This window comes from Pseudomonas sp. St290 (assembly GCF_018325805.1).
Lineage (GTDB): Bacteria > Pseudomonadota > Gammaproteobacteria > Pseudomonadales > Pseudomonadaceae > Aquipseudomonas > Aquipseudomonas bijieensis.
On sequence record NZ_AP014703.1, the window covers coordinates 4,543,797 to 4,569,704 of the forward strand.

At 62.4% G+C, this 25,908-nt stretch carries 22 protein-coding genes; 16 read left to right on the top strand and 6 right to left on the bottom strand.

Annotated elements, in window-relative coordinates; translation table 11 throughout:
- The first annotated feature begins 372 nt into the window (after window positions 1-372).
- From PBDP_RS19665 to PBDP_RS19690, 6 genes are all read left to right on the top strand, one after another.
- On the top strand, window positions 373-1,302 hold the full coding sequence (locus PBDP_RS19665; protein WP_109754663.1) for an alpha/beta fold hydrolase: 930 nt from the start codon (window positions 373-375) through the stop codon (window positions 1,300-1,302).
- Window positions 1,303-1,440: 138 nt separating this feature from the next.
- Window positions 1,441-2,940, top strand: a complete 1,500-nt coding sequence (gene glcD / locus PBDP_RS19670; RefSeq protein WP_109754662.1) for a glycolate oxidase subunit GlcD — start codon at window positions 1,441-1,443, stop codon at window positions 2,938-2,940.
- Window positions 2,940-3,998: a glycolate oxidase subunit GlcE gene (glcE, locus tag PBDP_RS19675; protein WP_212801200.1), complete on the top strand. Its 1,059-nt coding sequence runs from the start codon at window positions 2,940-2,942 to the stop codon at window positions 3,996-3,998. Before glcD ends, glcE begins: the two co-directional genes overlap by 1 nt.
- 1 nt (window position 3,999) lies before the next feature.
- Window positions 4,000-5,220: a glycolate oxidase subunit GlcF gene (gene glcF / locus PBDP_RS19680; protein WP_212801201.1), complete on the top strand. Its 1,221-nt coding sequence runs from the start codon at window positions 4,000-4,002 to the stop codon at window positions 5,218-5,220.
- Window positions 5,221-5,308: 88 nt separating this feature from the next.
- Complete coding sequence (gene hglS, locus PBDP_RS19685; protein ID WP_109754659.1) at window positions 5,309-6,685, top strand: 2-oxoadipate dioxygenase/decarboxylase HglS; 1,377 nt, start codon at window positions 5,309-5,311, stop codon at window positions 6,683-6,685.
- Between the two features lie 299 nt (window positions 6,686-6,984).
- Window positions 6,985-7,503, top strand: a complete 519-nt coding sequence (locus PBDP_RS19690) for an Hcp family type VI secretion system effector (protein WP_116832952.1) — start codon at window positions 6,985-6,987, stop codon at window positions 7,501-7,503.
- A 500-nt stretch (window positions 7,504-8,003) separates the two neighbouring features.
- On the opposite strand, the gene PBDP_RS19695 is transcribed toward PBDP_RS19690, so the two are convergent.
- The 6 genes from PBDP_RS19695 to PBDP_RS19720 form a co-directional block, all read right to left on the bottom strand.
- The gene (locus PBDP_RS19695) at window positions 8,004-8,177 is read right to left on the bottom strand and encodes a hypothetical protein (protein ID WP_162893849.1); all 174 of its coding nucleotides are present in this window, start codon (window positions 8,175-8,177) and stop codon (window positions 8,004-8,006) included.
- Between the two features lie 30 nt (window positions 8,178-8,207).
- On the bottom strand, window positions 8,208-8,450 hold the full coding sequence (locus tag PBDP_RS19700; RefSeq protein WP_212801202.1) for a hypothetical protein: 243 nt from the start codon (window positions 8,448-8,450) through the stop codon (window positions 8,208-8,210).
- Window positions 8,451-8,515: 65 nt separating this feature from the next.
- Window positions 8,516-9,586, bottom strand: a complete 1,071-nt coding sequence (locus PBDP_RS19705; protein ID WP_212801203.1) for a lipocalin-like domain-containing protein — start codon at window positions 9,584-9,586, stop codon at window positions 8,516-8,518.
- Window positions 9,576-12,044 (bottom strand): ABC transporter permease, encoded by a 2,469-nt coding sequence (locus PBDP_RS19710; protein ID WP_212801204.1) that lies wholly within the window; start codon window positions 12,042-12,044, stop codon window positions 9,576-9,578. The genes PBDP_RS19705 and PBDP_RS19710 overlap by 11 nt, the downstream gene beginning before the upstream one ends.
- On the bottom strand, window positions 12,044-12,712 hold the full coding sequence (locus tag PBDP_RS19715; protein WP_109754654.1) for an ABC transporter ATP-binding protein: 669 nt from the start codon (window positions 12,710-12,712) through the stop codon (window positions 12,044-12,046). The genes PBDP_RS19710 and PBDP_RS19715 overlap by 1 nt, the downstream gene beginning before the upstream one ends.
- 112 nt (window positions 12,713-12,824) lie before the next feature.
- The gene (locus PBDP_RS19720; protein ID WP_212801205.1) at window positions 12,825-14,522 is read right to left on the bottom strand and encodes a sulfatase-like hydrolase/transferase; all 1,698 of its coding nucleotides are present in this window, start codon (window positions 14,520-14,522) and stop codon (window positions 12,825-12,827) included.
- Window positions 14,523-14,899: 377 nt separating this feature from the next.
- On the opposite strand from PBDP_RS19720, the gene PBDP_RS19725 reads away from it, so the two are divergent.
- The 10 genes from PBDP_RS19725 to PBDP_RS19770 are packed head-to-tail and all read left to right on the top strand — an operon-like array spanning window position 14,900 to window position 25,908.
- Window positions 14,900-16,264, top strand: a complete 1,365-nt coding sequence (locus tag PBDP_RS19725) for a UDP-glucose dehydrogenase family protein (protein ID WP_109754652.1) — start codon at window positions 14,900-14,902, stop codon at window positions 16,262-16,264.
- Window positions 16,261-17,316, top strand: a complete 1,056-nt coding sequence (locus PBDP_RS19730; RefSeq protein ID WP_212801206.1) for an NAD-dependent epimerase — start codon at window positions 16,261-16,263, stop codon at window positions 17,314-17,316. The genes PBDP_RS19725 and PBDP_RS19730 overlap by 4 nt, the downstream gene beginning before the upstream one ends.
- Complete coding sequence (locus PBDP_RS19735) at window positions 17,313-18,059, top strand: sugar transferase (protein WP_116832957.1); 747 nt, start codon at window positions 17,313-17,315, stop codon at window positions 18,057-18,059. Before PBDP_RS19730 ends, PBDP_RS19735 begins: the two co-directional genes overlap by 4 nt.
- Window positions 18,060-18,704, top strand: coding sequence for a CpsD/CapB family tyrosine-protein kinase (locus PBDP_RS19740; protein WP_109754649.1), 645 nt, complete (start codon window positions 18,060-18,062; stop codon window positions 18,702-18,704).
- Window positions 18,705-18,724: 20 nt separating this feature from the next.
- Window positions 18,725-19,747, top strand: coding sequence for a polysaccharide biosynthesis/export family protein (locus tag PBDP_RS19745; protein WP_109754648.1), 1,023 nt, complete (start codon window positions 18,725-18,727; stop codon window positions 19,745-19,747).
- Between the two features lie 16 nt (window positions 19,748-19,763).
- Window positions 19,764-21,356 carry a GumC family protein gene (locus PBDP_RS19750; protein WP_109754647.1) on the top strand — a complete coding sequence of 531 codons (1,593 nt, stop codon included), beginning with the start codon at window positions 19,764-19,766 and terminating at the stop codon, window positions 21,354-21,356.
- Entirely contained in the window at window positions 21,353-22,456 is a 1,104-nt protein-coding gene (locus tag PBDP_RS19755) for a glycosyltransferase family 4 protein (RefSeq protein ID WP_212801207.1), read from the top strand. The genes PBDP_RS19750 and PBDP_RS19755 overlap by 4 nt, the downstream gene beginning before the upstream one ends.
- Window positions 22,453-23,823 carry an O-antigen ligase family protein gene (locus PBDP_RS19760; protein WP_212801208.1) on the top strand — a complete coding sequence of 457 codons (1,371 nt, stop codon included), beginning with the start codon at window positions 22,453-22,455 and terminating at the stop codon, window positions 23,821-23,823. The genes PBDP_RS19755 and PBDP_RS19760 overlap by 4 nt, the downstream gene beginning before the upstream one ends.
- Complete coding sequence (locus tag PBDP_RS19765; RefSeq protein WP_109754644.1) at window positions 23,820-24,779, top strand: glycosyltransferase; 960 nt, start codon at window positions 23,820-23,822, stop codon at window positions 24,777-24,779. Before PBDP_RS19760 ends, PBDP_RS19765 begins: the two co-directional genes overlap by 4 nt.
- Window positions 24,772-25,908, top strand: a complete 1,137-nt coding sequence (locus tag PBDP_RS19770; RefSeq protein ID WP_116832959.1) for a glycosyltransferase family 2 protein — start codon at window positions 24,772-24,774, stop codon at window positions 25,906-25,908. The genes PBDP_RS19765 and PBDP_RS19770 overlap by 8 nt, the downstream gene beginning before the upstream one ends.

The window sequence follows — 25,908 nt, forward strand, 5'->3', positions numbered from 1 at the left end:
GATTTCATCCTTGTTCCGTATCGAAAGAGTGCCACAGGCACCCTACCCGACAATGACCCAAGGCTCTAGACAGCAGGTGGCCATCTCAGCCCCGTGGCCGCAAGTGGCTTTGCCTGGAAACCTCTGCATCGCGAGCTTCCCAGGTCAGCGGGGTTGCCTGGCGTCTATCAGGGCAGCACCCAATAGACATCCGTGAATGAAGGGGTATTTATTCTTCTTCAAATGCCCCGCCCTGCCACAGATCTTGGCTATACATGACTCATCAGGCGGCTGTCATGGTTGGTATCAAAGCAAAAGCGGCCCTGTCATCGCGATATGCCCGGGTTTCAGCTTCACTTAACACATTCTGTCCTGACCCATGGAGGGCAAAACATGCTGGTGTTGTGGGTAGTCCTTGCCGTGTTTATCGCCTGGAGCTGGTTGACGTATCCAGGCATCGGTCATGTGCTGTACGACATGGGCACGGCGCTGGAGGCACGGCTCTACCGGTTGCACAAGATCACCGTCCCCATCAGTGAGATGACCGTGTCGACCTGGCAAGGCGGGCCATATGAAGCGTCCGGCAGCATCCTGATGCTGCATGGCTACAGCGCCGACAAGAATCTGTGGCTGCGTTTTGCCCGGCATTTTGTCGGCGACTACCGGGTGGTGGTGCCCGACCTGGCCGGCCATGGCGAAACCGGCTTCAAGGCCGGCGGCGGCTATGACATCCCGACCCAGGCCCGACGGGTGATCGAGTTGCTCGACGCCTGTGGCCTGGACAAGGTCCATGTGGTCGGCAATTCCATGGGCGGTTACCTCGCCGCCTGGCTGGCGGCCACTTCGCCCGAGCGCGTACTGACCTTGGCGCTGATCGATCCGGCCGGCGTCACCGCTCCCCAGGCCAGCGACATGGAGCGCCACCTGGCCGCCGGGCATAACCCGTTCCTCGTCGACTCACGGGATGATTTCGCGCCATTCTACGCCATGACCATGGCCTCCCCACCCTGGGTACCCAGCGTGGTGCTGGCGGCGTTGGCCGAACGTTACGAACAGCGCCGCGATGAACTGGCGGAGATCTTCGTCGACTTTCGCGCCAGCCCGCCGATGGAGCCGCGCCTGGCCGACATCCGCGCCCCATCCTTGCTGCTCTGGGGCCGCAAGGACCGGCTGATCGACGTGAGCAGCGTGCCGGTGTGGAGCAAGGGCATCGCCGACCTGCGGGTGGAGATCTGGGACGGCATCGGCCATATGCCCATGGTCGAACGACCGGGGAAAACCGCGGCGCTGTACCGGGACTTTCTCAAGGGCTTGGGGCAATGACGGCAATGTAAATCATGTGGGAGCGAGCTTGCTCGCGATAGCGGCGATACATCCAACACTGATTCAAGCTGACACACCGCCATCGCGAGCAAGCTCGCTCCCACCGGGATTCGTGGCAACTGAGGGGTATCGATTTTCATGAACATCCTCTACGACGAACACCTCGACGGTCCCTTGCCGAAGGTGGACAAGCAAGCCCTGCTTCAAGCCTTGCAGGCACAGATTCCAGACCTGGACATCCTGCATCGAGAGGAAGACCTCAAGCCCTACGAATGCGACGGCTTGTCAGCCTATCGCACCACGCCGATGCTGGTGGTGCTGCCCAGGCGTGTCGAGCAGGTGCAAGCGCTGCTCAAGCTCTGCCATGGGCAGAACGTCCCGGTGGTCGCCCGGGGCGCCGGAACTGGTCTATCCGGCGGCGCCTTGCCCCTGGCGAGCGGCGTGTTGCTGGTGATGGCGCGGTTCAACCAGATCCTGCACATTGACCCCGACGCCCGCACCGCGAGGCTTCAGCCGGGTGTACGCAACCTGGCGATCTCCCAGGCGGCGGCGCCGTTCGGGCTGTATTACGCACCAGATCCTTCGTCGCAGATCGCCTGTTCCATCGGCGGCAATGTCGCGGAAAACGCCGGAGGCGTGCACTGCCTCAAATACGGTCTGACGGTGCACAACCTGTTGCAGCTGGAGATCCTCACCATCGAAGGCGAACGCCTGACCCTGGGCAGCGAAGCCCTGGATTCACCGGGCCTGGACCTGCTGGCGCTGTTCACCGGCTCCGAAGGCTTGCTCGGGGTGATCACCGAAGTGACGGTCAAGCTGTTGCCCCGGCCCCAGGTCGCCAAGGTGCTGCTGGCCAGTTTCGATTCGGTGGACAAGGCCGGCCGTGCAGTGGCCGACATCATCGCCGCCGGCATTATTCCCGGCGGCCTGGAAATGATGGACAACCTGGCGATCCGCGCCGCCGAGGACTTCATCCATGCCGGTTACCCGGTGGACGCCGAAGCGATCCTGCTGTGCGAATTGGACGGCGTCGAGGCCGACGTCCATGACGACTGCGAACGGGTCCGCCAGGTGTTGGAGCAGGCCGGCGCCACCGAGGTGCGCCAGGCGCGGGACGAGGCCGAGCGGTTGCGGTTCTGGGCCGGGCGCAAGAACGCCTTCCCGGCGGTCGGTCGCCTGGCGCCGGACTATTACTGCATGGACGGCACCATCCCGCGCCGGGCCTTGCCCGAGGTACTGCAGCGCATCGCCAGCCTCGGTGCCGAGCATGGCCTGCGGGTCGCCAATGTGTTTCACGCCGGCGACGGCAACATGCACCCACTGATCCTGTTCGATGCCAACCAGCCCGGCGAACTGGAGCGCGCCGAAACCCTGGGCGGGAAAATCCTCGAATTGTGTGTCCAGGTGGGCGGCAGCATCACCGGCGAACACGGGGTTGGCCGGGAAAAAATCAATCAGATGTGCACGCAATTCAACAGCGACGAACTGAACCTGTTCCACGCGGTAAAAGCGGCGTTCGACCCCCAAGGCCTGCTCAACCCCGGCAAGAACATTCCCACCCTGCACCGCTGCGCCGAGTTCGGTGCCATGCACATCCATGGCGGGCAGTTGCCATTTCCTGAACTGGAGCGTTTCTGATGAGCCGCGAAGCCGACCAGGACGCCAGCGACCTGCTACTCGAACAGATCAATCGCGCACGGGCCAATACCACGCCACTGCGCATCCAGGGTTCGAACAGCAAGGCCTTCCTGGGGCGCGAAGTGGCCGGCGAAGTGCTGGATACCCGCGTGCATCGTGGCATCGTCCACTACGACCCGACCGAGTTGGTGGTCACGGCCCGTGCCGGTACCCCATTGCGGGAACTGCTCGCCGCCCTCGACGCCGCCGGACAGCGGCTGCCCTGCGAACCGCCGGCGTTCGGCGACGACGCCACGGTCGGCGGCATGGTCGCTGCCGGACTATCGGGGCCACGTCGCCCGTGGGCCGGTTCGGTGCGCGACTTCGTCCTCGGCACGCGCCTGATCAGTGGTCACGGCACGTTGCTGCGTTTCGGCGGCGAGGTGATGAAAAATGTCGCCGGCTATGATCTCTCGCGCCTGATGGCCGGCAGTTTCGGTTGCCTGGGGGTGATCACCGAAGTGTCCTTGAAGGTCCTGCCCAAGCCACGTCACAGCCTGAGCATCCGCCTGGAACTGGACAGCACCGAAGCGCTGCAGAAACTCGCCGAATGGGGTCGACAACCGTTGCCCATCAGCGCCGCCAGCCATGACGGCGACTGCCTGCACCTGCGCCTGGAAGGGGGCGAAGGCTCGGTCAGCGCCGCTCATCAGCGCTTTGGTGGCGAGGTGATCGACGATCGATACTGGACGGCACTGAATGAACATCGGCTGGCCTTCTTCGACGAAGGCTCGCCGTTGTGGCGCCTGTCGTTGCCCAACCATACCGGCCCGCTCGCCCTGCCCGGCGCGCAACTGATCGATTGGGGTGGCGCGCAGCGCTGGTTGAAAACCGAGGACGACACGGTGCAAGCCCTGGCCCATGAAGTGGGCGGCCATGCCACCTGCTATCGTCAGGGTGCCAGCGATACACCGTTCCAGCCACTGGCTCCGGCGCTGCTGCGCTATCACCGGCAGTTGAAGGCCCAGCTCGACCCGCTCGGGCTGTTCAACCCTGGCCGGATGTACCCGGAGATCTAGCATGCAGACTCGGTTCAGTGAGGAAAGCAAAAATCTGCCCCGCGCCGAAGAAGCCGAACGGATCTTGCGCAGTTGCGTGCATTGCGGTTTCTGCAATACCACCTGCCCCACCTACCAATTGCTCGGCGATGAGCTGGACGGCCCGCGAGGGCGCATCTACCTGATCAAGCAAGTGCTCGAAGGCCAGCCGGCGACAGCCAGCACCCAACTGCACCTGGATCGCTGCCTGTCGTGTCGCAACTGCGAGACCACCTGCCCGTCCGGCGTGGATTACCACAACCTGCTGGACATCGGCCGGGCAGTGGTCGATCAGGCCGTACCGCGCCCCGCTGGCCAACGCGCACTGCGCCTGGGCCTACGAAGCCTGGCCGCCAGCCCGGAACGATTCAAGGCCCTGCTGCGCCTTGGCGTGGTTTTCCGTCCGTTGTTGTCGGCGAACCTGAGCGCCAAGTTGCCCCGCCCTTCCCCTGCCCGCAGCGAGCGCCCATCGCTTCGACATGGGCGTACGGTGTTGATGCTCGAAGGGTGCGTGCAACCAGGTCTCTCGCCCAACACCAACACCTCGGCGGCGCGGGTACTGGATCGGCTTGGCATCAGCGTAATCCCCTGTGCAGAGGCCGGCTGCTGCGGTGCGCTGGATTATCACCTCGATGCCCAAGCCACCGGACTGGACCGTGCCCGACGTAACATCGACGCCTGGTGGCCGCACCTGGAGAACGGCGCTGAAGCCATCGTCCAGACGGCCAGCGGCTGCGGCGCATTCATCAAGGACTACGGGCATCTGCTGGAACATGAGCCCGCCTACGCCGCCAAGGCCAGACAGGTGAGTGAACGAGCACTGGACCTGGTGCAGGTACTCGGCAAGGAACCGCTGGAACAGATCTGCGCGGCCAGGAACCAGCGCATTGCCGTGCATTGCCCCTGCACCTTGCAACACGCACAGAAACTCGGCGGCAGCATCGAAGCGCTATTGACGCGGTTGGGTTTCAACCTCACCGAGGTGCCCGACGGCCATTTGTGTTGCGGCTCGGCCGGCACCTATTCGCTGACCCAGCCGGCCCTGGCGCGGCAGTTGCGCGACAACCGCCTCAACGCGCTGGAAAGCGGCCAGCCGGAGCTGATTGTCACGGCCAACGTCGGCTGCCAGAACCACCTCGACGGCGCCGGTCGCACGCCCGTACGACACTGGATCGAGCTGGTGGATCAGTCCCTGGCAGAATGAAGTCCTGAAGATTCTTCGTTTGCCGGGGCCGGCGAAGGCTGCGATCTTTCGTCCAACTTTCCCACAGCCCTCGCCAGGAATTCTCACGATGAGCTTCGTCAGCCCCGACCTGATCCGCCAACGCTTCTCCAGGGCGATGTCCGACATGTACCGCGACGAGGTGCCACTGTATGGCGCCCTGATGAAGCTGGTGGAGCACACCAACGCCCAGGTGCTGGCCGAAGACCCGGCCCTGGCCGCACACCTGCGCAGCACCGGCGAACTCGAACGCCTGGACCTGGAACGCCACGGCGCGATTCGCGTTGGCACCGCCGCCGAGCTGGCGACCCTGGGGCGTCTGTTCGCGGTCATGGGCATGCAGCCGGTGGGCTACTACGACCTCACGCCGGCCGGGGTGCCGGTGCATTCCACGGCCTTCCGCGCCGTGCACGAAAGCGCGTTGCAGGTCAGCCCGTTCCGGGTGTTTACCTCGCTGCTGCGCCTGGAACTGATCGAGAATGCCGAGCTTCGGGCCTTTGCCGAGTCGGTGCTGGCCAAACGGCAGATCTTCACCCCCAGCGCCCTTGAGCTCATTGACCTGGCCGAACGCCAGGGTGGCCTGACCGAGGCCCAGGCCGAGGACTTCGTCCTACAGGCCCTGGAAACCTTTCGCTGGCACCACAGCGCCACGGTCACCGCCGAACAGTACCGGCAATTGAGCGCCCAACATCGTTTGATCGCCGACGTGGTGGCGTTCAAGGGCCCGCACATCAACCACCTGACGCCGCGCACCCTGGACATCGATATCGTCCAGGCTCGGATGCCCGTGCACGGCATTACCCCCAAGGCCGTGATCGAAGGTCCACCCCGTCGGCAGTGCCCGATCCTGCTGCGCCAGACCAGTTTCAAGGCACTGGACGAACCCGTCGCCTTTACCGACCAGGCACAAGCCCAGGGCAGCCACAGCGCCCGCTTCGGCGAAATCGAACAACGGGGCGCCGCGCTCACGCCCAAGGGCCGCGCGCTCTACGACCGATTGCTGAACGCCGCGCGGGATGCGCTGGGGGAGTTTCCCAACGAAGCCAACGCCGAACGCTACAACCGGCTGATGAGCGAACACTTTGTCGAATTCCCTGACAACCACGATGAGCTGCGCCGACAAGCATTGGCCTACTTTCGCTATTTCGTGACGCCCAAGGGCCTCGCCGCCAAGGGCACCCTCGGGCAAGCGGCGTCCCTGGAGCACTTGCTCGCGCAGCAATACCTGCGCGCCGAACCTTTGGTGTACGAGGATTTCCTGCCAGTCAGCGCTGCCGGTATCTTCCAGTCGAACCTCGGCGATGCCGCCCAGAGCCATTACGCCGGGCAGTCCAACCGCCAGGCCTTTGAAGAGGCGTTGGGGGGAGCGACCATTGATGAGCTGGGGTTGTATGCCCAGACTCAACAGCGCTCTATCGATGAGTGCAGGGCCACATTGGGCTTGTAGGAACAGGCCGAAGGATAAAACGGCAAAAAGCTGCATGACCAGGCGTGTTGCGCAGCACGCCTACATCGGCCACTTTGCCTGGCTTTCGCGGTGTTTGCTCAGGCCACAAAGAGCTGCAACGCGCCGGGCAAACCTTTGTGCGCTTTCTTGCTTGGCTGAGGAAAATAATCGCCAATAATCTATTCAACTATTTGATATTTATAGTTTTTTTAAAAATGGCATAGCTCTTGATAATCGTCAGGCCACCTCGGGGCGATTCCCGTCCCAGGCCCATAGTTATCCAGGAAGGAGAGCATCCATTGGCTACCCCCGCGTACATGACCATCAAAGGCATCAAACAAGGTCTGATCACTGAAGGCGCGTTTACCGCTGACTCGGTTGGCAATATCTTTCAGGAAGGTCGTGAAGACAAAATCATGGTGCAAGGTTTCCAGCATCAGATGACCGTCCCACGCGATCCTCAATCCGGCCAGCCAACCGGCCAACGCGTTCATCAACCCCTCATCATCACCAAAGTATTCGACAAGGCCACGCCGTTGCTACTGGCGGCGCTGGCCAGTGGTGAGCGCATGGAAGAGGTCGTGATTCAATGGTTCCGGACATCCGCCTCGGGCACCCAGGAACACTACTTCACCACCACGCTGGAAGACGCGATCATCGTCGAGATCAAGGACTACATGTTCAACTGCCAGGACCCGGCGAATGCACACTTCACCCATCTGGAGGACGTGCATTTCGCGTATCGCAAGATCACTTGGACTCACGAAGTCAGCAATACCACGGGCTCCGATGACTGGCGTTCGCCCGTGGTCGGTTAAATCGGGAGCAGCCGTCCATGCATCGGCCAACTCCGCTGACTAATGTGCAGTTGAAAACAATCGATGGGGGTTGATTCAGGATGGTGTTCGCCCAGTGCGATGGCCTCGGCAATCCATGCACTGGTAAAGAGCCTGACACTGGGCGAACGGGCACAATAATAATCGAACTTTTAGAAGATGTCCGTGAGCCTGTTTAAATAATTATTCATCGTTACAACTGTTCACAACTGAGCCCCCCAGCCGCTTGTACAATTACAGTGCGCCGTGACGAGAGCACTTCCCACTCGGCTGGGTGGGCATCCCGCGCGCAACGGCCACTCGCCATAGAGCCCGACGGGAGCATGCATCCTCGCCAGGGGTTTGTGTTTGAATGGGCATTATGTATTAGCTGTACAAACAGTTATACAAAACGATGAATAAGTACAAACGTTATTCGCAACACGTCGTTGCAAGTTTAAACAGTCATTAAAAAAATCTTTTAATACCCCGTGTGACTCACTTCAGCCACGCCGACCGGTTTTCTGCGCATCGGTATCCCCTGCCTCAGGATCGCCGTGCTGTTGCTTGCGCTTGGCCGGGTCATTGGGCCGCAAGGCATCGTTATCGCGTTCCACTTCACCGGGCAACGCCGGCTCGTCGGGGTTCTGCGGCGTTTGGTCGGGGCTGTGCTTCATGGCGAACTCCTTGAATCCTTCAGGCTTGGATCACGCGTCGGGGTCGGCGACTTCTTCAGCGACGTTGGCGTCCGGGGAGCGTTGGTGCAGTTGCTCGGCCTTGGTCTTCAAGGCCTGCCACTGCGCCAGGTCGATGGCGCCCAGGCCGAACAGATCATTGGCCAGCCGCATCAGTTCGGTGAAGTGAACGTCGGGGGACTGCTGCCAGTAGGCCTTGTCGTCGAACAATCGCTGCCAATCGGCCAGCGACGCAAGTTTGAGGTCATCGCTCATGACGGGCTCCTGCGAGACATTCATAAGTTATGAGGGGCGACGTTCGCGGGGAGTTCCAATGATTCTCAGTAGCCGGTCATTTCCAGGTAACCCGTGCCGCCCTGGTTGCCATGCAGTTGCACCGGTCCTTCCCAGTAGGGGATGCGCAAGTTCATCCAGGCATTGGGATTCAGCGCGTGGACAGTAATGTCGAGTTGCTTGCCGGGGATCTTGATGGCCCAGCCTACCGGCATCGAGCGCCCGGCGACCTTGGCGGTGTCCAGGGGCTGCAGGCTGATTTCCCCGGCGCGCAGGGTTTGCGCTTGGCCCTGGGCGTCGATCCAGGTGCCCGTGAGGTACGGCGCACCGTCCTTGTGGCGCATGCGGTAGAGCATCAGGTGCTCGCCGTTGTCCAGGTGCAAGGAGAACCAGTCCCAACCGGTCTGGTTGGCGGTCAGGGGCTGGCTGCTCCATTCGCGGTCGAGCCAGGCCGGGCCGCTGACCGCATAACGCCGGCCGTCGATCTCCAATTCACCGCTGGCCTGGAAGAACGGCTGGCTGTAGTAGTACGACGCTTGCCCCTGTTCGGACTTCTGGCTGAAACCTTGATCGCCCTGCAACACCAGCGGCCGGCTCGATGTGAGCCGCAACGCATAGCTGAAGCGCGGGTCGCGAGCCTTCAACTGCATGTCCGCCAACGGCTCGGCCCCTGCAACCCGGGTGCCGAATTGCCAGTCGTCGATCCAGGCATTGAAGGGCACCGCCTGCACCCCGGCCTGCCCTACCCCACCTCGGGCATAACGCTCGGCGGCATGGTGCACGGTGGCGGATGTGACCGCAGCGTGACCGAGCCAGATCGTCTGGTTGCGCCAGCCGCTGGCCTGGGGCGCGGCATCCAAGGCACTGCGAAACAGCGTCCACTGCACACCGAAATCACGGCCCTGGGCATCCTTGAGATTGGCGGTGACGTACCACCACTCGATGCGAAAACCTTCATGAAGGCCATGGTCGGCCGGAAAACTGAACAGCCGCCCCGGCACAACCGGCGTGAACGCGACAGCCTGGTCGCCGAGGCCGGCAAAGCCCTTTTGCGCCGGCGCCGAGTCATCACAACCGCTGAGCAACGCCAGCAACAACACGCAGACACTAATCCTCATGGGCAAAGGTCCTCAACAAATCCGCCGGCTGCGTGCGGTACAACGCGTACAGCGGCCAGGCCGATGCCAGTAGCGTGGCGAGCATCGCCAGGGCCAGCAACTGCACCAATTGCAACGGGAACACCCGCAGCGGCAGGCGCCAACCGAAGGCCTGCACGTTGATCACCGCGTCCAGGCACCAGGCCAGGGCGATGCCCAGCGGCAACGCCAGGACCAGGGTCAGCAGTGCCAGCAACCAGGTCTGGCCGAGATTGAGCAACATCAACTGCCGGCGCGTCACGCCCAGCGCCCATAGCGGCGCCAACTGACCGAGGCGACTCTGGCTCTGGGTCAGCAGGCTGATGAACAACGCCACCCCGGCCACCGCCAGGGTCAGGCTGTTGAGGGCGGCGGTGGCGGCGAAGGTGCGTTCGAACACCTGGGTCGACCAACCCTTGAGCCGGGCTTGATCGACGATGCGGCTGTCATCCAGGCTGAAGCGGCCTTGCAACGCTGTCAGTAGCGCCGGGATCGCGGGCGGATCGATACGCAGGTTGAAACGGTTCGGTGTCAGGTTCGGCCAGTGCGCCAGCAAGTGATCGGCATTGACCAGCACATGCCCCTTGGGATTGCCGTAGTCGGCGTAGATCCCGACGATGCGCAGCAACCATGGCCCCTGCGGCGTCGGCAGGGTCAACTGATCGCCGATGCTCACCTTGAGGCGTCGGGCCAGTTGCTCGCTGAGCATGAGGGTATCGGCGGCCGCCAGTTGCTCCCACGGTTTGTCGCCGGCCGATTCCAGCAGCGGCCAGTGCTGGCGATAGTGGGGATGATCGATGATGCCGTGGATATCCGTCGGCCAGCCCTGCAACGGGACCGAGATTTGCCAGAGGGGAACGACGGCAGTGATCGCCGGTTGCTGCTTGAGCCAGGCGTGCAGTTCGTTCGCCTGGGCCGGGGTTTGCGGATTGATGTACAACTCGGCGGTCAGCCGTTGTTCGAGCCAGTTACTGAAGGTCTGGCGGAAACCGGCGGTCATGCTGCCGGCACCGATGTTCGCCGCCAGCGCCAGCAACAACGCCATCAACGCCAGGCTCAACGTCGGTAATTGCTGGCGGCAATCGGCGAGAAACCATTGTCCGAGTACCGAGCGGCTGCGACGCGACAACAGGTTCAGAGCGCTGTTGAGCAACACCGGCAAGGCCAGCGCCGCCCCCAATAGCAAGGCCGTCATCAAGACAAAACCGCTGGCCAGATTATCGCCCCAGATCAACGCCGACGCAGCGATCACCCCGGCCAGTGTCGCCACCCAACCCTGGCGTCGCAACCAGCGCGCATGAGCCTGATGCCAGGCCTGGGGATTGGCCAGCGCCAGCAAGGGCAGACGCGCGGCCCGCAGCAAACTGTCGGCCCCGGCTAGCAGCGCACCGAGCAGGCTCAGGCCGACGCCGCTGAGCCACCACCACGGGCTGAGGTTCAACTGCCCGGGCACTTCAGCACCGTACAAGCCCCGCAGACTTGCCGCGACATCGGGCAACAAGAGGCTCGCCAGCCAATAGCCGCTGAGCACCCCGGTGATGCCCCCCAGCAACGCCAGCGCCCCCAGCTCGAAGACCAGGCTGGTGATCAGCACCCGCGCACTGACGCCACAGGCCCGCAGGGTTCGCAGTAAGCCACGACGCTGTTCCAGGGCCAGGCCAATGGCAGCGTGGACAATGAACAGCCCCACCACAAAGGATAAAAATCCCAGGGCGTCGAGGTTCAAGTGAAAGCTTTCGGTCAGACGCGACAGATTGTTTTCTTCATCGGCGCGCTTGAGTTGCAACCGACCGTTGAATGCCTCCGGCAACGCCGCACTGAACGTGGCGGGCAACAGCAATCGCGACAGCTGCTCCGGCAACCCGAGCACCTGCTGGGCAAAACCAATGTCCATCAACAGCACGCCCGGCGCCATGTCCACTTGGGCGTGCAGCGGCGGCAGGGATCGCCCATCGACCGTCCGGGGCCGATCACCCTCGCCCATGCCCAAGGCTTGCAACGTCTGCGGGGCGATCCAGGTGCGGCCGGGATCGCTGAAAAACGCCACCACCTCGGTCATCTCCCGCGCCTGCCCCACCAGCGCCGCACCAGGGGGCAGCGACACCGGATCGATCCCCATCAATTGCAGGCGCTGCTCCTCGTGGCCCTCGAGCATCACTCGCGCCTGCAACACCGGCGACACCGGCCAGCCCTGGCGCCGCAGATCGACAAACCATTGCTGAGCAAACGTGCCGCCGCCGGGTGCACTGAGGCTGGCCTGGGGTTCGCCGCCAATCAGTTGGCTGGCCCGGGCGTAGCTGTCCCGGGCCTGACTGTTCAGCGCTTGCACGCCGGTTAGCAGACTGGTGGCGAGCCAGAGCCCGGTCAATACGCTGAAAAACTGCACCGGGTGCTGGCGCCAGTGACTGAGCAACGCCTTGAGGGTCTGCCGAAAGATCATCAACCCTGGGCCACTTCAGCCAGGCGACCGCGCTGCAACACCACCCGATGGGCCAGGCGCGCCGCCACCCGGGGGCTGTGGGTCACCATCAGCAGGCTGGTGGAGCTGCCATCCAGCAGTTCCAGCAGCAGTTGCAGCACTTCGTCGCTGGTGGTTTCGTCGAGGCTGCCGGTAGGTTCGTCGGCCAGTAACAGGGGCGGTCGCGAGGCCAACGCCCGCCCCAGCGCGACCCGTTGCTGCTGCCCGCCGGAAAGCTGTTCCGGATAACGCCGCAGCAAGTCTGCAAGCCCGAGCCGCTGCACCAGATGGGCCTGCCAGACAGGATCATAGCGCCCGCACAGACGCGCCTGGAACGCCAGATTGTCCTCCACCGACAGGCTGCTGATGAGGTTGAACTGCTGAAACACCAGACCGATTTCCGTACGCCGCCAGTTCGCCAGCTGGCTTTCGCTCATGCCGTCGAGTCGGTATTGGCCACTGCGGATACTGCCGCCATCGACCTTGTCCAGCCCGGCGACCAGATGCAACAAGGTGCTTTTGCCGCTGCCGGACTCTCCCATCAGCGCCAGACTGCTGCCGGGCGGCAATGTCAGGTCGATGCCTTGCAACACCGGCAACGGGCCCTGGGGAGTGACGTAGCTTTTGAAGACTTCGCGCACTTCAAGCATGGAAAGGCTCGATGGATAAACATGAGGCTCAGGATAGCGGAGCTTGCCCGCGAGGGCATCGGCACATCCAATATCGATGCACTATCGCGAGCAAGCTCAGCTCCCACAGGGATCACTGCCCCGCCGCCATCTGCGCTTGCGTCGGCCCCGGTGTGACGATGTGGTTCAGGTCGATGTGTTTCCATTCAGGCACAGCCCCCAACCGTGCATTGAAGCGGTAGTTGAAGGTGAAGGCGTCGTCGGTCGGCTGGCTCAGGGACTTGCCATAGATTGCTTCAATCCCGGCCGGCTCGTACCCCATCAACTGCAACAGCGTCGGGAAGATGTTGTAGTGGCTGGAACGGTCTTTGTTCTGCGCCCAAGCTTGCTGCCAATCCAGGGTGTGCGACTGCGCGCCCTCTATCACCACCAGCGGCACCAGCCCCTCTTCCGCCACCGGGTCGCCGTCGCAATGGGTGTTGAGCCCCGGGTTGCCGCGCTCGTGCAGGTCCTGGCCGTGATCGGAGGTGTAGATCAATACGGCACGACTCAAATCAGCCTGCTGGAAGATTCGTTTGAAGAACTCACCGACATTCCACAGCAACGTGTTCTGGTAGGCGTTGCGGTACAATACCCAGTCGTCCTTCTGGCCATTGAAGCCGTCACGCAGGCCGGTGTCGGACACTTCCTGGAACAGCCCTCGCGGCAAGGCCGGGCGGTAGTTCATGAAGTCGTCAGGGTATTTGTCGTGCACAGGGAAATGCGCGCCCACCTTATTGATCAGCACCAGCTCGGCGTGGTCATCGCCCAGCAACTCGATCAACTTCGCTGCCGCCGCCATGTCACGGTCGCGCACGCTGACCTGGTCGAATTGGATGAATTCGTCGATGTCCTGTTTCTCAAGGTCGGTCATCAGGTTCTGCAGGTTGCCTCCGGTGCGTTGGGCATCGATGTAGACGGTGCGCAACCCAGCCTTTTTAGCGTACTGCCAGATCGACGGCAGGGTGCTGTTGATACGTATGTAGTCGGCGCGAGTACCGCCGTAACGCAGGGTGATATTCGTGTCGGCGCTGCAATTGGCGATGGAGGCCGCGTAACCGAAATTGATGACCTCCACGCCCGAAGGTGGCATTTTCAGGCTGGTGTACACACCGAACGGCGCGTTGATGTCCAGGTAGTTTCCGGCGACGCTTTCATCGATGATCAGCACAATGTCATGCTCGATGACCGAAGTTAGCTGCGCAATGCGCACCGGTTCCCGAGGACCCACGATGTTGTGCAGGGCCTCATAGATGAACAGGTTCAAATAGGCCAACGGCGTGTACATCACCGGCAGCCCGCGCGCGCCCTCGCCCGCCCGCATGAACAACACAGCACTGAGCAACAGCACGCCAAGCAATGGCGCAGCAACTGGCAGAAAGCCTGGCAACGGTAGCCGTCGGCGAGGCTTGAGTCCGATCCCCAACAACAGCAACACACCAGCGGCCGCCGCCCTGATGATCACTTCGCGGTACTGATAGGCCGCCTCCTGGATGAACCCACCGGAGTACACCAGCGACACGAACTGGCTGTAGGTCAGGTAGCTGTCGGTGACCCGGGTGTACACCTCGAAGAACACCGCCGAGGCAAACATCACCAGCGCGAACAGATGCCGCACCGGGGCCGGGCGGATGTACGCGCTCATCCACAACGCCACCACCAACACCACGAACATCGCGCTGTACAACAGCGTAGGGAAACCAAAACCCAGCGCCTGCAGACGATCAAGGTAATAGTCGTACCCCCGCACCAGATACAGCACCAACAGCAGTTCCTTGAGGTATCGGGCCATGTCGATTTCGACTCTATCGCGACGTTGGAAAGGGGTTCGTTTTCTGCACACTAGCAGGGGGTTTCCAAAGTGCAAGAAAGGGATGAACGTCGCAAGCGTCAAAAAAAAGTTACCCCAAAAATGACACGAAAACACGTCACAAAATGTAAAAACCTATGGATTACTACCGTTTATCGCTTTGTCAAATTCCCGTGAAGCCCAATAAAACAGCCACTTTTCTAAGACACTCAATAACTTGATATCAAAAGGCCCGACTCCACTTGAATTGCCAACAGTGACAACTGTCATTTTGCTGACACGCTTTCCTGAAGCTGCGCTATACCCCTCTAAACAGTTTCATCCGAGTTACATCATTCGGTCTGCGAGGCGCGCCAAAAATGGACGTGAGCGTATTTGGTACGGGGTATGTCGGGCTGATCCAGGCGGCCGCAATGGCCGACGTCGGACACCGCGTTTTGTGCATCGATATCGACCTGAACAAGATCCGGCAACTGCAACAAGCCGTACCGACCATCAGCGAACCGGGGCTGTCCAGTTTGCTCGAAGACAACATCAAGTCCGGACACTTGTCGTTCAGTTCTCAGGCCAGCGACGCGGTTAACCATGGCGAGCTGATTTTCATCGCCGTCGGCACCCCCGCCGATGAAGACGGCTCCGCCGATCTCAGCCATGTATTGAGCGTCACCCGGCAAATCGCCGACTTCATGGACAGTGACCGCACCCTGATCATCAAGTCCACGGTACCGGTGGGCACGGCCGACAAAGTGGCCGAATGCGCGCGCCAGGTCCTGGAGCGCCGGGGCCTGAAAAAACTTGCCGTGCGCGTGGTCTCCAACCCCGAATTTCTCAAGGAAGGCAGCGCCCTGGCCGATTGCATGCGCCCGGACCGGATCATCGTCGGCACCGCCGACCCGCTGGCCCGCGACCAGATGACCGAGCTCTACGCGCCCTTTTGCCGCAACCACGAAAAACTGATGTTCATGGACAACCGCAGCGCCGAACTGACCAAGTACGCCGCCAATGCGATGCTCGCCACCCGCATCAGCTTCATGAACGAACTGGCCAACCTCACCGAACGGCTCGGCGCCGACATCGAGGCGGTGCGCAAGGGCATCGGTTCGGACCCGCGCATCGGCTACCACTTCATCTACCCCGGCTGCGGCTTTGGCGGCTCGTGCTTTCCCAAGGACCTGCGGGCCTTGCTGCACACTGCCGAACAAAGCGGCATGCCACTGCGCTTGCTGCGCAGCGTCACCGACGTCAACGACAGCCAACGGCACATCCTCTTCGAGAAACTGGCGAAGCAATTCCAGGATGGCCTGGCGGGCAAGTCGATTGCCATCTGGGGCTTGGCGTTCAAACCCAACACCGATGACATGCGCGAAGCCCCCAGCCGCTACCTGATGGAAGCGCTGTGGCGCGAAGGCGCCCGGGTCCAGGCCTATGACCCGGAAGCCATGTCCGAATGCCGCCGCCTCTACGGCTATCGCAAAGACCTGAACCTCTGCGCCACCCGCGACGACACCCTGGAAGACGCCGATGCACTGGTGATCTGCACCGAGTGGAAGAATTTTCGCGTAGTGGACTTCGACCTGCTGGCCAGCAAGTTGCGCGCCCGGGTGATCATCGATGGTCGCAACCTGTACAACCCCGAACACCTGGCCGCCGCCGGGCTGTTGTATCGCGGCATCGGCCTGCGCCACACCGTGCCGGGCACCCCGGCGTCAGGGCCACAAGCGTGAACATCCTGGTCACCGGCGCAGCCGGCTTCATCGGCGCCCACGTAGTGCTGCGACTGCTGCGCGACGGCCATCGAGTATGCGGGCTGGACAATTTCAACGACTACTACGACCCGCAGCTCAAGCACGACCGCGTGACCTGGGTGAACGATCAGGCCGGCGAATTCCCCCTGGCGCGGATCGACCTGGCCGACGCGCCGGCCATCGACGAGCTGTTCCAGGCCCGACGCCCCGACGCAGTGATTCATCTCGCGGCCCAGGCGGGTGTGCGCTACTCCCTGGAAAACCCGCAGGCCTATGTCGACAGCAACATCACCGGATTCCTGAACATCCTGGAAAGCTGCCGCCGCTATCCGGTCAGGCACCTGATCTACGCCTCCTCAAGTTCCGTGTACGGCGCCAACCCGCGCACGCCTTATTCGGTGCAGGACAACGTCGATCATCCGCTGTCGCTGTACGCGGCCAGCAAAAAAGCCAACGAGCTCATGGCCCACAGCTACAGCCACCTGTTCGGTATTCCTTGCACCGGCCTGCGGTTCTTCACAGTGTACGGCCCTTGGGGTCGGCCGGACATGTCACCGATCCAGTTTGCCCGCGCCATCATCGAAGACCGTGTGCTGCAACTGTTCAATCACGGCGAACACCAACGCGACTTCACCTACATCGACGACATCGTCGAAAGCATCGCCCGCCTGATCGAACATGCGCCCCAGGTCACGCCCTTGCTGGATCACGAACAACCGGGCCCGGCCACCAGCCGCGCGCCCTGGCGGATCTACAACATCGGCGGACAGCACCCGGTGGCGCTGCGCACCTATGTCGCGCTGCTGGAAAAACACCTGGGACGCACCGCACGCGTCGAGCTGCTGCCCCTGCAAGCAGGCGATGTGCTCAACACCTGCGCCGATGCCAGCGACCTGGCACGGGCCACCGGCTTCAAGCCGGGTATCGAACTGGACGACGGCCTAGGCCGCTTCATCCAGTGGTTCCTCGAGTATTACCTACGGCCTGCCCACGCGCCGCTTGCGGCCCAACCTCAGCGGAGGAGTCTATGACCCGACATGAGCAAATCATTACGATCAATGCCCCTGGACGCGACAAGCGTGTCGACCCCGACCACCGCAGGCGCCTGGACGCGGCCATCCACCGCCAGGGCCGTGGTTGGTTGACCGGTCGCGACGGCGGCCGGCCCTGGACGGTCTCGCGCACCAACCGCGTAGTGGCCAGCCTCGGCGCCCTGGCGATCCTGCTGGTGTTCTGTCCACTGCTGCTGGGCCTGGCTCTGCTGGTCAAGTTCTCCAGCCCCGGCCCCGTGCTGTTCGTGCAGAAGCGCACCGGTTATCGCGGCCGGGTCTTCGGCATGTACAAGTTCCGCACCATGGTCGCCGATGCCGAGGCCCTCAAGGAGTCGCTGCGCCACCTCAACAAACACGGCGCCGATGCCATCGACTTCAAGATCGACAACGATCCGCGCATCACGCCTATCGGTCGGTTCCTGCGCCGCAGCAGCCTCGACGAACTGCCGAACCTGATCAATGTAGTGACCGGCGACATGCGCCTGGTGGGCCCGCGGCCGACCTCGTTCAACGCCTATCGCTACAAGGACAATCACCTTGTGCGCCTGAGCATCTACCCCGGCATGACCGGTCTGTGGCAGATCTCCGGGCGCAGCAATATCGACTTCGACCAGCGCGTGGAATTGGACCTCAGCTATATCGCTGAACAAAGCCTGTGGCTGGACTTGAAGATCCTGATGCTTACCCCCTTCAAAGTTTTCAGCGGCCACGGAGCGAGTTAAATGGACGGTTCAACGAATATCCTGACCATAGCCAGCCCGAGCGAGACCAACCTGACCTCGACCGTGCTCGACCCTTCCCTGCGGATCCTGCTTCTGACGGCCGCCAACACCGGCACCGGAACCAGCACCAGCGCCATGGCGCTGGCCGCTCAACTGGCGCAGATGAGCAACGGCCGCGTACTGCTGGTGGATGCCAGCCAGTCACCGCGCAACCTCAGCCAGCAACTGTCGTTGCACAAGGAGCGCGGTTTTACCGACCTGCTGTTCAACAGCCTCGCCCCGCCCTTGTTGCAAGACTGCGTGGTGCAGACGTCCAGCCTGCCCTTCGATGTGCTGCCCCACGGTCGCCTGGGCCGCAATGCCGAACACCTGAGCCCCGAGCGACTGCGCCCGCTGTTCAGGCAACTGGCGGCGCAATACCGCTTCGTGGTGATCGACGCCGACGCGGTGTATTCGGCCAGCGACACGCTGGTGCTCAGCACCCAGGTGGACGGTGTGGTGCTGGTGGTGCGCGGTGAAGACACGCGCTGGGAAGTGGCCCAGGCCACCCGCCAGCGCCTGTCCCAAGCGGGCGCGAAAGTGGTCGGCAGCGTGTTCAACCGCCGCAAGTACTACATGCCCAAGTGGCTCTACAACAACCTGTAAGCCTGCAAAAGGATGACGAGATGAACGCCAGAATACTTGTCCTGCTGTTGCTGCCGCTTGCCGGTTGCTCCAGCAATACCGATACCCGCTCGATGCCGGTGCAGATCCTCACAGCCCCGCCGGCCAACGCCCAGGCCACCGACATGCCCAAGGTCGAACAGACCCTGCGGCCCCAGGACGTGCTGGATGTGATTTTTCACATCGACACCACCTCTTCCCAGGCTTACCGCGTGCAGCCGGGCGACCAGGTTGCCCTGAACTTCACCGCTGCCAGCCAACTCAACGGCACGCAACAGGTGATGCCCGACGGCAGTATCGAACTGCCGGGCGCCAACACCTCGGTGAAAGTCTCCGGCCTGACCACCGAAGAGGCCCGCCTGGCGGTGCAGCGGGCCTACAACCAGAAGATGCTGTTCCAGCCCAATCGCAACCAATTGACCGTAATGGTGACCAGCCCGCTGTCCGGCGAGACGAACCTGCGTAACACCTTGACCCACCCTGCCACCGGCATGAGCCGGGAAATCATCGTGGGCCGAGATGGCTACGCCAGCTTCCCGGAAATCGGTGCCGTACCGTTGCAAGGCATGACCGTCACCCAGTTGGAGACCTTCCTCAACGAGCGCTATGCCCAGTTGCCCGGCCACATGACCGTGGATGTGCTGCTCAAGTCCACCGGTGGTAACGAGATCTATGTCCTCGGTGAAGTGGCCCAACCCGGTTCCTACCCTATCCGCCGGCCGATCTCCGTTCTCGAGGCGCTGACCCTGGCCCGGGGCACGAACGTCAAGGCAAGGCTCGACTCGGTGGTCATCATGCGCCGCAACGGCAATATGGTCGAAGCTCGCCACTACGACGTGGAGAAGGCCTTGAGCGGCGACGCGTCGCAGATCGCCTACCTGCAACCGGAAGACATGCTGTTCGTGCCCAAGACCAAGCTAGCCAGCGCCGGCGAACTGGCCAGGCAACTGGCCGACGTGGTGCTGTTCCAGGGCGTTGGCGTCAGCTTCGGCTACGACCTCGACAACAAAAGCGGCAGCAACTGACCCCAGGTGACCGATCATGAACCCCAAGGAAAACTATCTGCACGAGTTCTTCAGGATCTTCTTCGCCAACAAGCAGTGGGTGAAGCGCGTCTTCCTGATTTTCGCCGTGATCGCCCTGGTGCTGCCGTTGATGCTCAAGCAGAGCTTCGACATCACCGCCCAAGTGATCGTCCAGTCGAAAAAACTCTCCCAAGGCGACGCCACGACTTCGCTGAACCAGGAAAGCGCAACGTTCGTTCCACCGTCCCTGGCGGACATGGAAACCGAGAGCAACATCCTGCGCTCGCCGGCGTTGATTCGCGAAACCATCAAGACCCTGCGCGACCAGGGTGAATACACCCCAAGCCCAGGCGTCCTCAACAAGTGGGTGAGCGAACCGCTCAAGCGCTACATCACCCAGCCGTTGCGCGAATACGTCATCAATCCGCTGCGCGACGGCCTGGGGCTGGAGGTGGATCCGGTACGCGACACCGTACTCGATACGCTTACCGATGAGGCCATCGAAAACCTGAAGATCGAAACACTGCCCGGCTCCAACGTCATTTCGATCGTCTACAGCTTCGGCGACCCAGCCCAGGGCACCCGGTTCGTGGCGCAATTGCTGCAGAACTACCTCACTGGCCGCCAGGACCTGCAATCGATCGAGTTGCCCCAGACGTTCTACGAGCAGAAAAAAGTCCAGTACCAGACGCGCCTTGACGGCTTGGAAAGCAACCGCCTGACGCTGCTTGAAGGCATCGGCTCTTCCGATCCCAAGGAAGAAATCACTTTCCGCTTGAATGCGATCAACACCGAGGAACAGGCACTGAACCTGTTCCAGGATCGCCTGCTGCAAAGCCAACGCTGGCTCGATTACCTCAAGACCAGCCTGGCGGCAGCGAACAGCTCGCGGTTCAACGACTACACCTTCCCGTTCACCTTCACCACCACCGTGGACAACATTGCCTTTGAAGACCGGGAAATCCGGCAGCTGGGCGAACAACTGACCAGCCAGGTCAGCCGCTACATGAACGACCTGGCGATCTTCCAGCCAGGCAGCGAACCGATGCTGCTGGCCCGGGAGCAGATCGTGCGCACACGCCAGCAGTTCCTCAAGGTAGTGAACAATCGGATCCAGGAGCGCACCACCGACCTGGCGGTGGTCAGTTCGGTGATCAATCAGAAAGTCGAACGTATCGCCGCCTTCAAGGAGCGTATCCACCAATTGCAGGAAACCCAGAGCAAGCTGCGGCAGATGGACACCGAGATCAACGCGCTGCATGCGGCCTTCTCGACTTATGCCCAGCGCTTCGCCGAGGCCAGCACCGCGCGTTCGCTGGACAACGACCTGTCCAACGCCCGGGTCCTGAGCCCGCCGTTCGAACCAACCACCCCGGCCTTTCCCAAGCCGATGCTGATTATTGTCTTCGGCATGTTCTGTGGCCTGCTGCTGGCGATCGCCCTGGTCTATGTGCGTGAGTTCTTCGACCATCGCTTCAAGCACCCAGCACAAATCAGCCAGCAACTGGATCTGCCGGTGTTGCTGGTGATCAACGAGCAATCACCCGATCAGGTCAATCCGCACCGCAACTGGACCCTGCCCAGCCTTGTCCATTGGGTGAAAAATTGAACGCGCCGTTCGGCCCGACCCACCACAGCAGCCCCCTGTCGATCATTCATCTGCTCGACAGCGGCGGCTTCTATGGGGCCGAGCGGATGCTGCTCGATCATTGCCTGGCGACGCCCGGGCAGCACCAGGTGCTGTTCCTGGCGGCGCCGCCGACCTTGATCACGCGGTTCCGCCAGGCTGGGGTCGATTGCCGTCATTGCACCAGTTGGGCCGAGCTGTTGCAGCACTTGCGCCAGCGCCGGGACGAACGCCCGCTGATCAACACCCATAACTTCAAGGGGCTGCTGTTCGGCTGGTCCGCCGCCACGCTGCTGCGCTTGCCGCTGGTGATCACCCAGCATGGCTTCACGCCGCGCAGCCCCAAGCAGCGGTTCTATACCTGGCTGAGCCTGCAACTGTGCCGCACCGCCTCGGTCAAGCGAGTGGTCTGCGTGGCCGAAAGCATCGCCACGCTGCACCGCCAGGCCAGCGTGCGGGCGGAAAAACTCGATGTGATCCCCAATGGCCTGCCAGCGCCCAGCGCGCCATTGACCCATCGTGCCGACAAGCAACGCTGGCGGGTTGGCTACGTCGGTCGCTTGAGCAGCGAGAAAGGCCCGGACCTATTCCTCGACGCCATGATCCCCCTGTGCCAGCGGCATTCGTCGCTGCACGCGGTGATGCTCGGCGACGGCCCGGAACGCCAGGCGCTGCTCAAGCGCATCACCGACGCCGGACTGCCCACGCGTATCGAACTGCCCGGCTACCAGACCGATATGAACGCCTGGTGGAGTCGCCTCGACGCGCTGGTGATCAGCTCGCGCACCGAAGGCACCCCAATGATTCTGCTCGAAGCCATGCAGGCCGGCGTGCCGGTGGTGGCGTTCGGCGTCGGCGGCATTCCCGACGTGTTGCAGGACCGCCATAACGGCCTGCTCGCGGCACCGACCGACAGTACGGACCTGGCGGCGCAGATCGAGACGCTGTTCAGCGAACCGCCACTGGCGCGGATCCTGGCCGACAACGCGCGGTGCACCCAACGCGAGCACTACGACCTGCGCACGCTGACCGAACGCTGGTCGCAGCTTTATATCCGTACGGCACGGGAGGCTCGCTCATGATTGTCCCGCTCTCGATCGTCAGCCTGCTGGGCCTGGTGTGCCTGGCGTTGCTGGCCAGCCCTTATCCGTTCCTCGCCCCAGGCGCGGTGCTCGGCCTGGTCGGCGTTGCCATGCTGTACCGCAAACCCGCCTGGGGTTTGCTGGGCATCGCCGCGCTACTGCCGTTCGAAGGCCTGTTCAAGGACAACGTGTTTTCCGGCAGCAAATTCCTCGGCGTGGCGCTGATCCTGATCCTGATGCTGCAGTTGGCCTTGCACCAGATCCCTGCGACGCGCTTGCGTAGCAACATCTGGAAGCCGTTGCTCGGCTTCATGGCGCTGTATGGCCTGAGCCTGTTGATCTCGGAAAACATGGACCTGTCCTTGACACATCTGCGTGAACTGGCAGTAGGGCTGATTCTGTTCGTGATCACGTTGCTAATCGGTCGCGAGCTGAACCTGGATGTGTTCGCCCGGCTGATGACAGTGAGCGTCGCCACGACCTGCGTACTCGCGATGTTTTCAGCCAAATACCAGGATCAGGGTCGCGCCTCGGGTTTGCTGGAAGACCCGAACGCCTTTGCGCTGTTGATTGCGTTTACTGTACCGCTGGCATTGTTGTTGACAATACGCAGCCAGAACCTGTTGTACCGGTTGTTCTGGGGCGGCGGTTTCATCCTGTTGTTGGGCGGAATGACCAAGACCGAATCGCGTTCAGGGCTGGTTGTGCTGTTGCTCAGTCTGATGATCGGGCTGTATCACTATCGGGCGCAGTTGCCACGTGTGCGTCCTCGACACCTGGGGTTCGCAATGCTCGGCCTGGCACTGATGGTTCCGGCGACAGTCGCCTTGATGCCTGCTGGCTACGTGGCACGCATCGAGTCATTGAGCATCCTCAGTTCCGGCACCAACGCCCACAAGGACGGATCCTTGGGTCGCCGCGCCTCGTACATTGTGGTGGGCAGCCAGATGATCCGAGAGAAACCGATACTCGGCTCAGGCCCCGGGACGTTCCCGGAGCACTACGCCCCCACCGGTTACGCGAAAGCGTTCTCGGCCAATCGCAAACGGGGGGATCTGTACCGCCAGGCCCATAACACTTACCTGGAAATTTTCAGCGAAATCGGCGTGCCAGGTGGCTTGATGTTTATCGGTACGATTGGGCTGGGCCTCTACAACCTAGTGCGCGCGCGCCAACTCTGGCTCCTGCGCCGGGACTGGGCTCAGGCGGATCTGTTGACCCACCTGAGCATGAGTTTCCTGTCGCTGGCGTTGTTCCTGATGTTCCTCAGCGCACCGAACCACAAGTTGCTGTGGATCATGCTTGCCTTGACCAGCCTGTTGCGCTACGACGCCGAACAGGCCGAGCCGCGGGAGGCCCGTTCATGAGCCGCGTAAGCGTCATCATACCGATGTACAACGAGGCCCGGCACATCGGCCGCACGCTGCTGGCGGCGCAGGAAGCGGTTCGCCAGGCGCAGCTGGAGTGCGAGTTGATCGTGGTGGACAACGGCTCGGACGACCACGGCCCGCGCATCGCCAACGAGCTGGGCGCGCGGGTGCTGATCGTATCAGGGGTGCACATCGGTGCCCTGCGCAACCGTGGCGCGGCGGCAGCCAGTGGTGAATGGCTGGCGTTCATCGACGCCGACATGCAAATGCCGACCGACTGGCTCAAGTCGCTGGTCGAAATGGAAGGCCGTCAGGGCGATGTGCTGGCGCTTGACCTGGACACGCCTGGCCAAGCGCCGTGGTTCGCACAGGCTTGGCAACGCCGCAGTCAGCGTCCGGGCTCGCGCCCCTTGCATCGTGTCCAATGGTTACCCAGCGCCAATCTATTGATGCGGCGCGCCTGGTTCGAACGGGTTGACGGTTTCGACGAGACCCTGCGCACCGGCGAGGACAAGGATTTCTCCCTGCGCCTGCGCCAGGCCGGTGCGCAATTGTTGCTGGTCAACGAAAGCGTGGCCCTGCACTGGGGCTATGAAGGCAGCTGGCGCGAATGGATGCGCAAGGAACTGTGGCGCCAGGGCAGCCACTGGCAGTTGTTGCGCAGCCACGGGCCGAGCCTGCGCCTGCTGCGCTTCCCCGCCCTTTCCATTGGCACCTGGGGCATGGATTCGCTGGCCTTGGTGGCCCTGCTCCAGGGGCAGGCGCGCCTGGGCCTGATGCTGTTATTCATCAGCCTATTGCCGGCCTTGGTTCTGAGCCTGCGCCAGAGCCAGCGCGACCCGCGCCTGACCCTGCAACTGTGGACCTTGCACGGAGTGCGCCTGCACCTGACCGGCGCCGCGCTGCTGCTCAATCTTTTTCAACGCAATGTCAGGAGACCTGCCCGTGGCTGAATTCATTTACTGGTCGTGCCTGTTGCTGCCGGTTTACGCCTACCTCGGTTATCCCTTGATGTTGAGCCTGCTGGTGCCGCTGTTTCCGCTGCGGCGCTATGGCAAGGCGTTGCCGATGGACGTCAGCATTGTCATAGCCGCCCACAACGAGGCCAGGCACATCGAAGAGAAGTTGCGCACCTTGCTGGCCCAGGACTATCAGGCCCATTCGCTGCAAATCATCCTCGCTAGCGACGGCTCCACCGACGACACGGTGGCCTGCGCACGCAAGGTGATCGACCCGCGCATCACCGTGCTCGACCTGCCACGCCAGGGCAAGGCCGCCGCCCTCAATACCGGCGTGGCCCACAGCAACGGCGAGATCCTGGTGTTCACCGATGCCGACAATCAATGGTTCCCCGACACCCTCGGCCATCTGCTGGCACCGCTGGGGGATCCTGAGGTTGGCGCCTGTGCCGGCCATATGGAGATCCCTGTACCGGGCAGGGGCCTGAGTCTGGGGGACAGTCTGTATCGGCACTACGAAGGTTGGTTGCGCCGGGTGGAGAGCCGCACCGATTGCATGGTCTCGGCCGACGGCGCCCTGTTGGCGCTGCGCCGGGCGTTGTTCCAACCGATACCGGCGCAAGTCAACGATGACTTTTTCCTCAGCACCTGCGCGCCGGCCGCCGGCAAGTCCATCGTCTACGTGCCACGGGCTCGGGTGACCGACCAGGGCGTGGACGAAGCCGACAAGCAGTTTCGTCGGCGCCAGCGGGTCACCGTCGGCGGGTTGCAGAGCCTGGCGCACCGTCGTCAGTTGCTCAATCCGCTGTGTCATGGGCTCTATGCCATCGGGCTGATCAGCCACAAATTGATCCGCCGCCTGGCGCCGGTGTTGTTGTTGCCGTTACTGCTGAGCAATGCCTGGTTGTGGGAGGAGCACATGTTTTATCGCCTGAGCCTGGTGGCGCAGTTGCTCGGCTACGCCATGGCACTGATCGGGTTGATGGACGCAAGCCACCGTTTGCCCCGGCCCTTTCGCCTGGCCGCGTTCGTGCTGGTGACGCTGGCAGGCATGAGTATCGGCCTCTGGCAGTTCCTGCGGGGGCATCGCTACAGCCAATGGAACCCTGAGCAGAATCGCTAA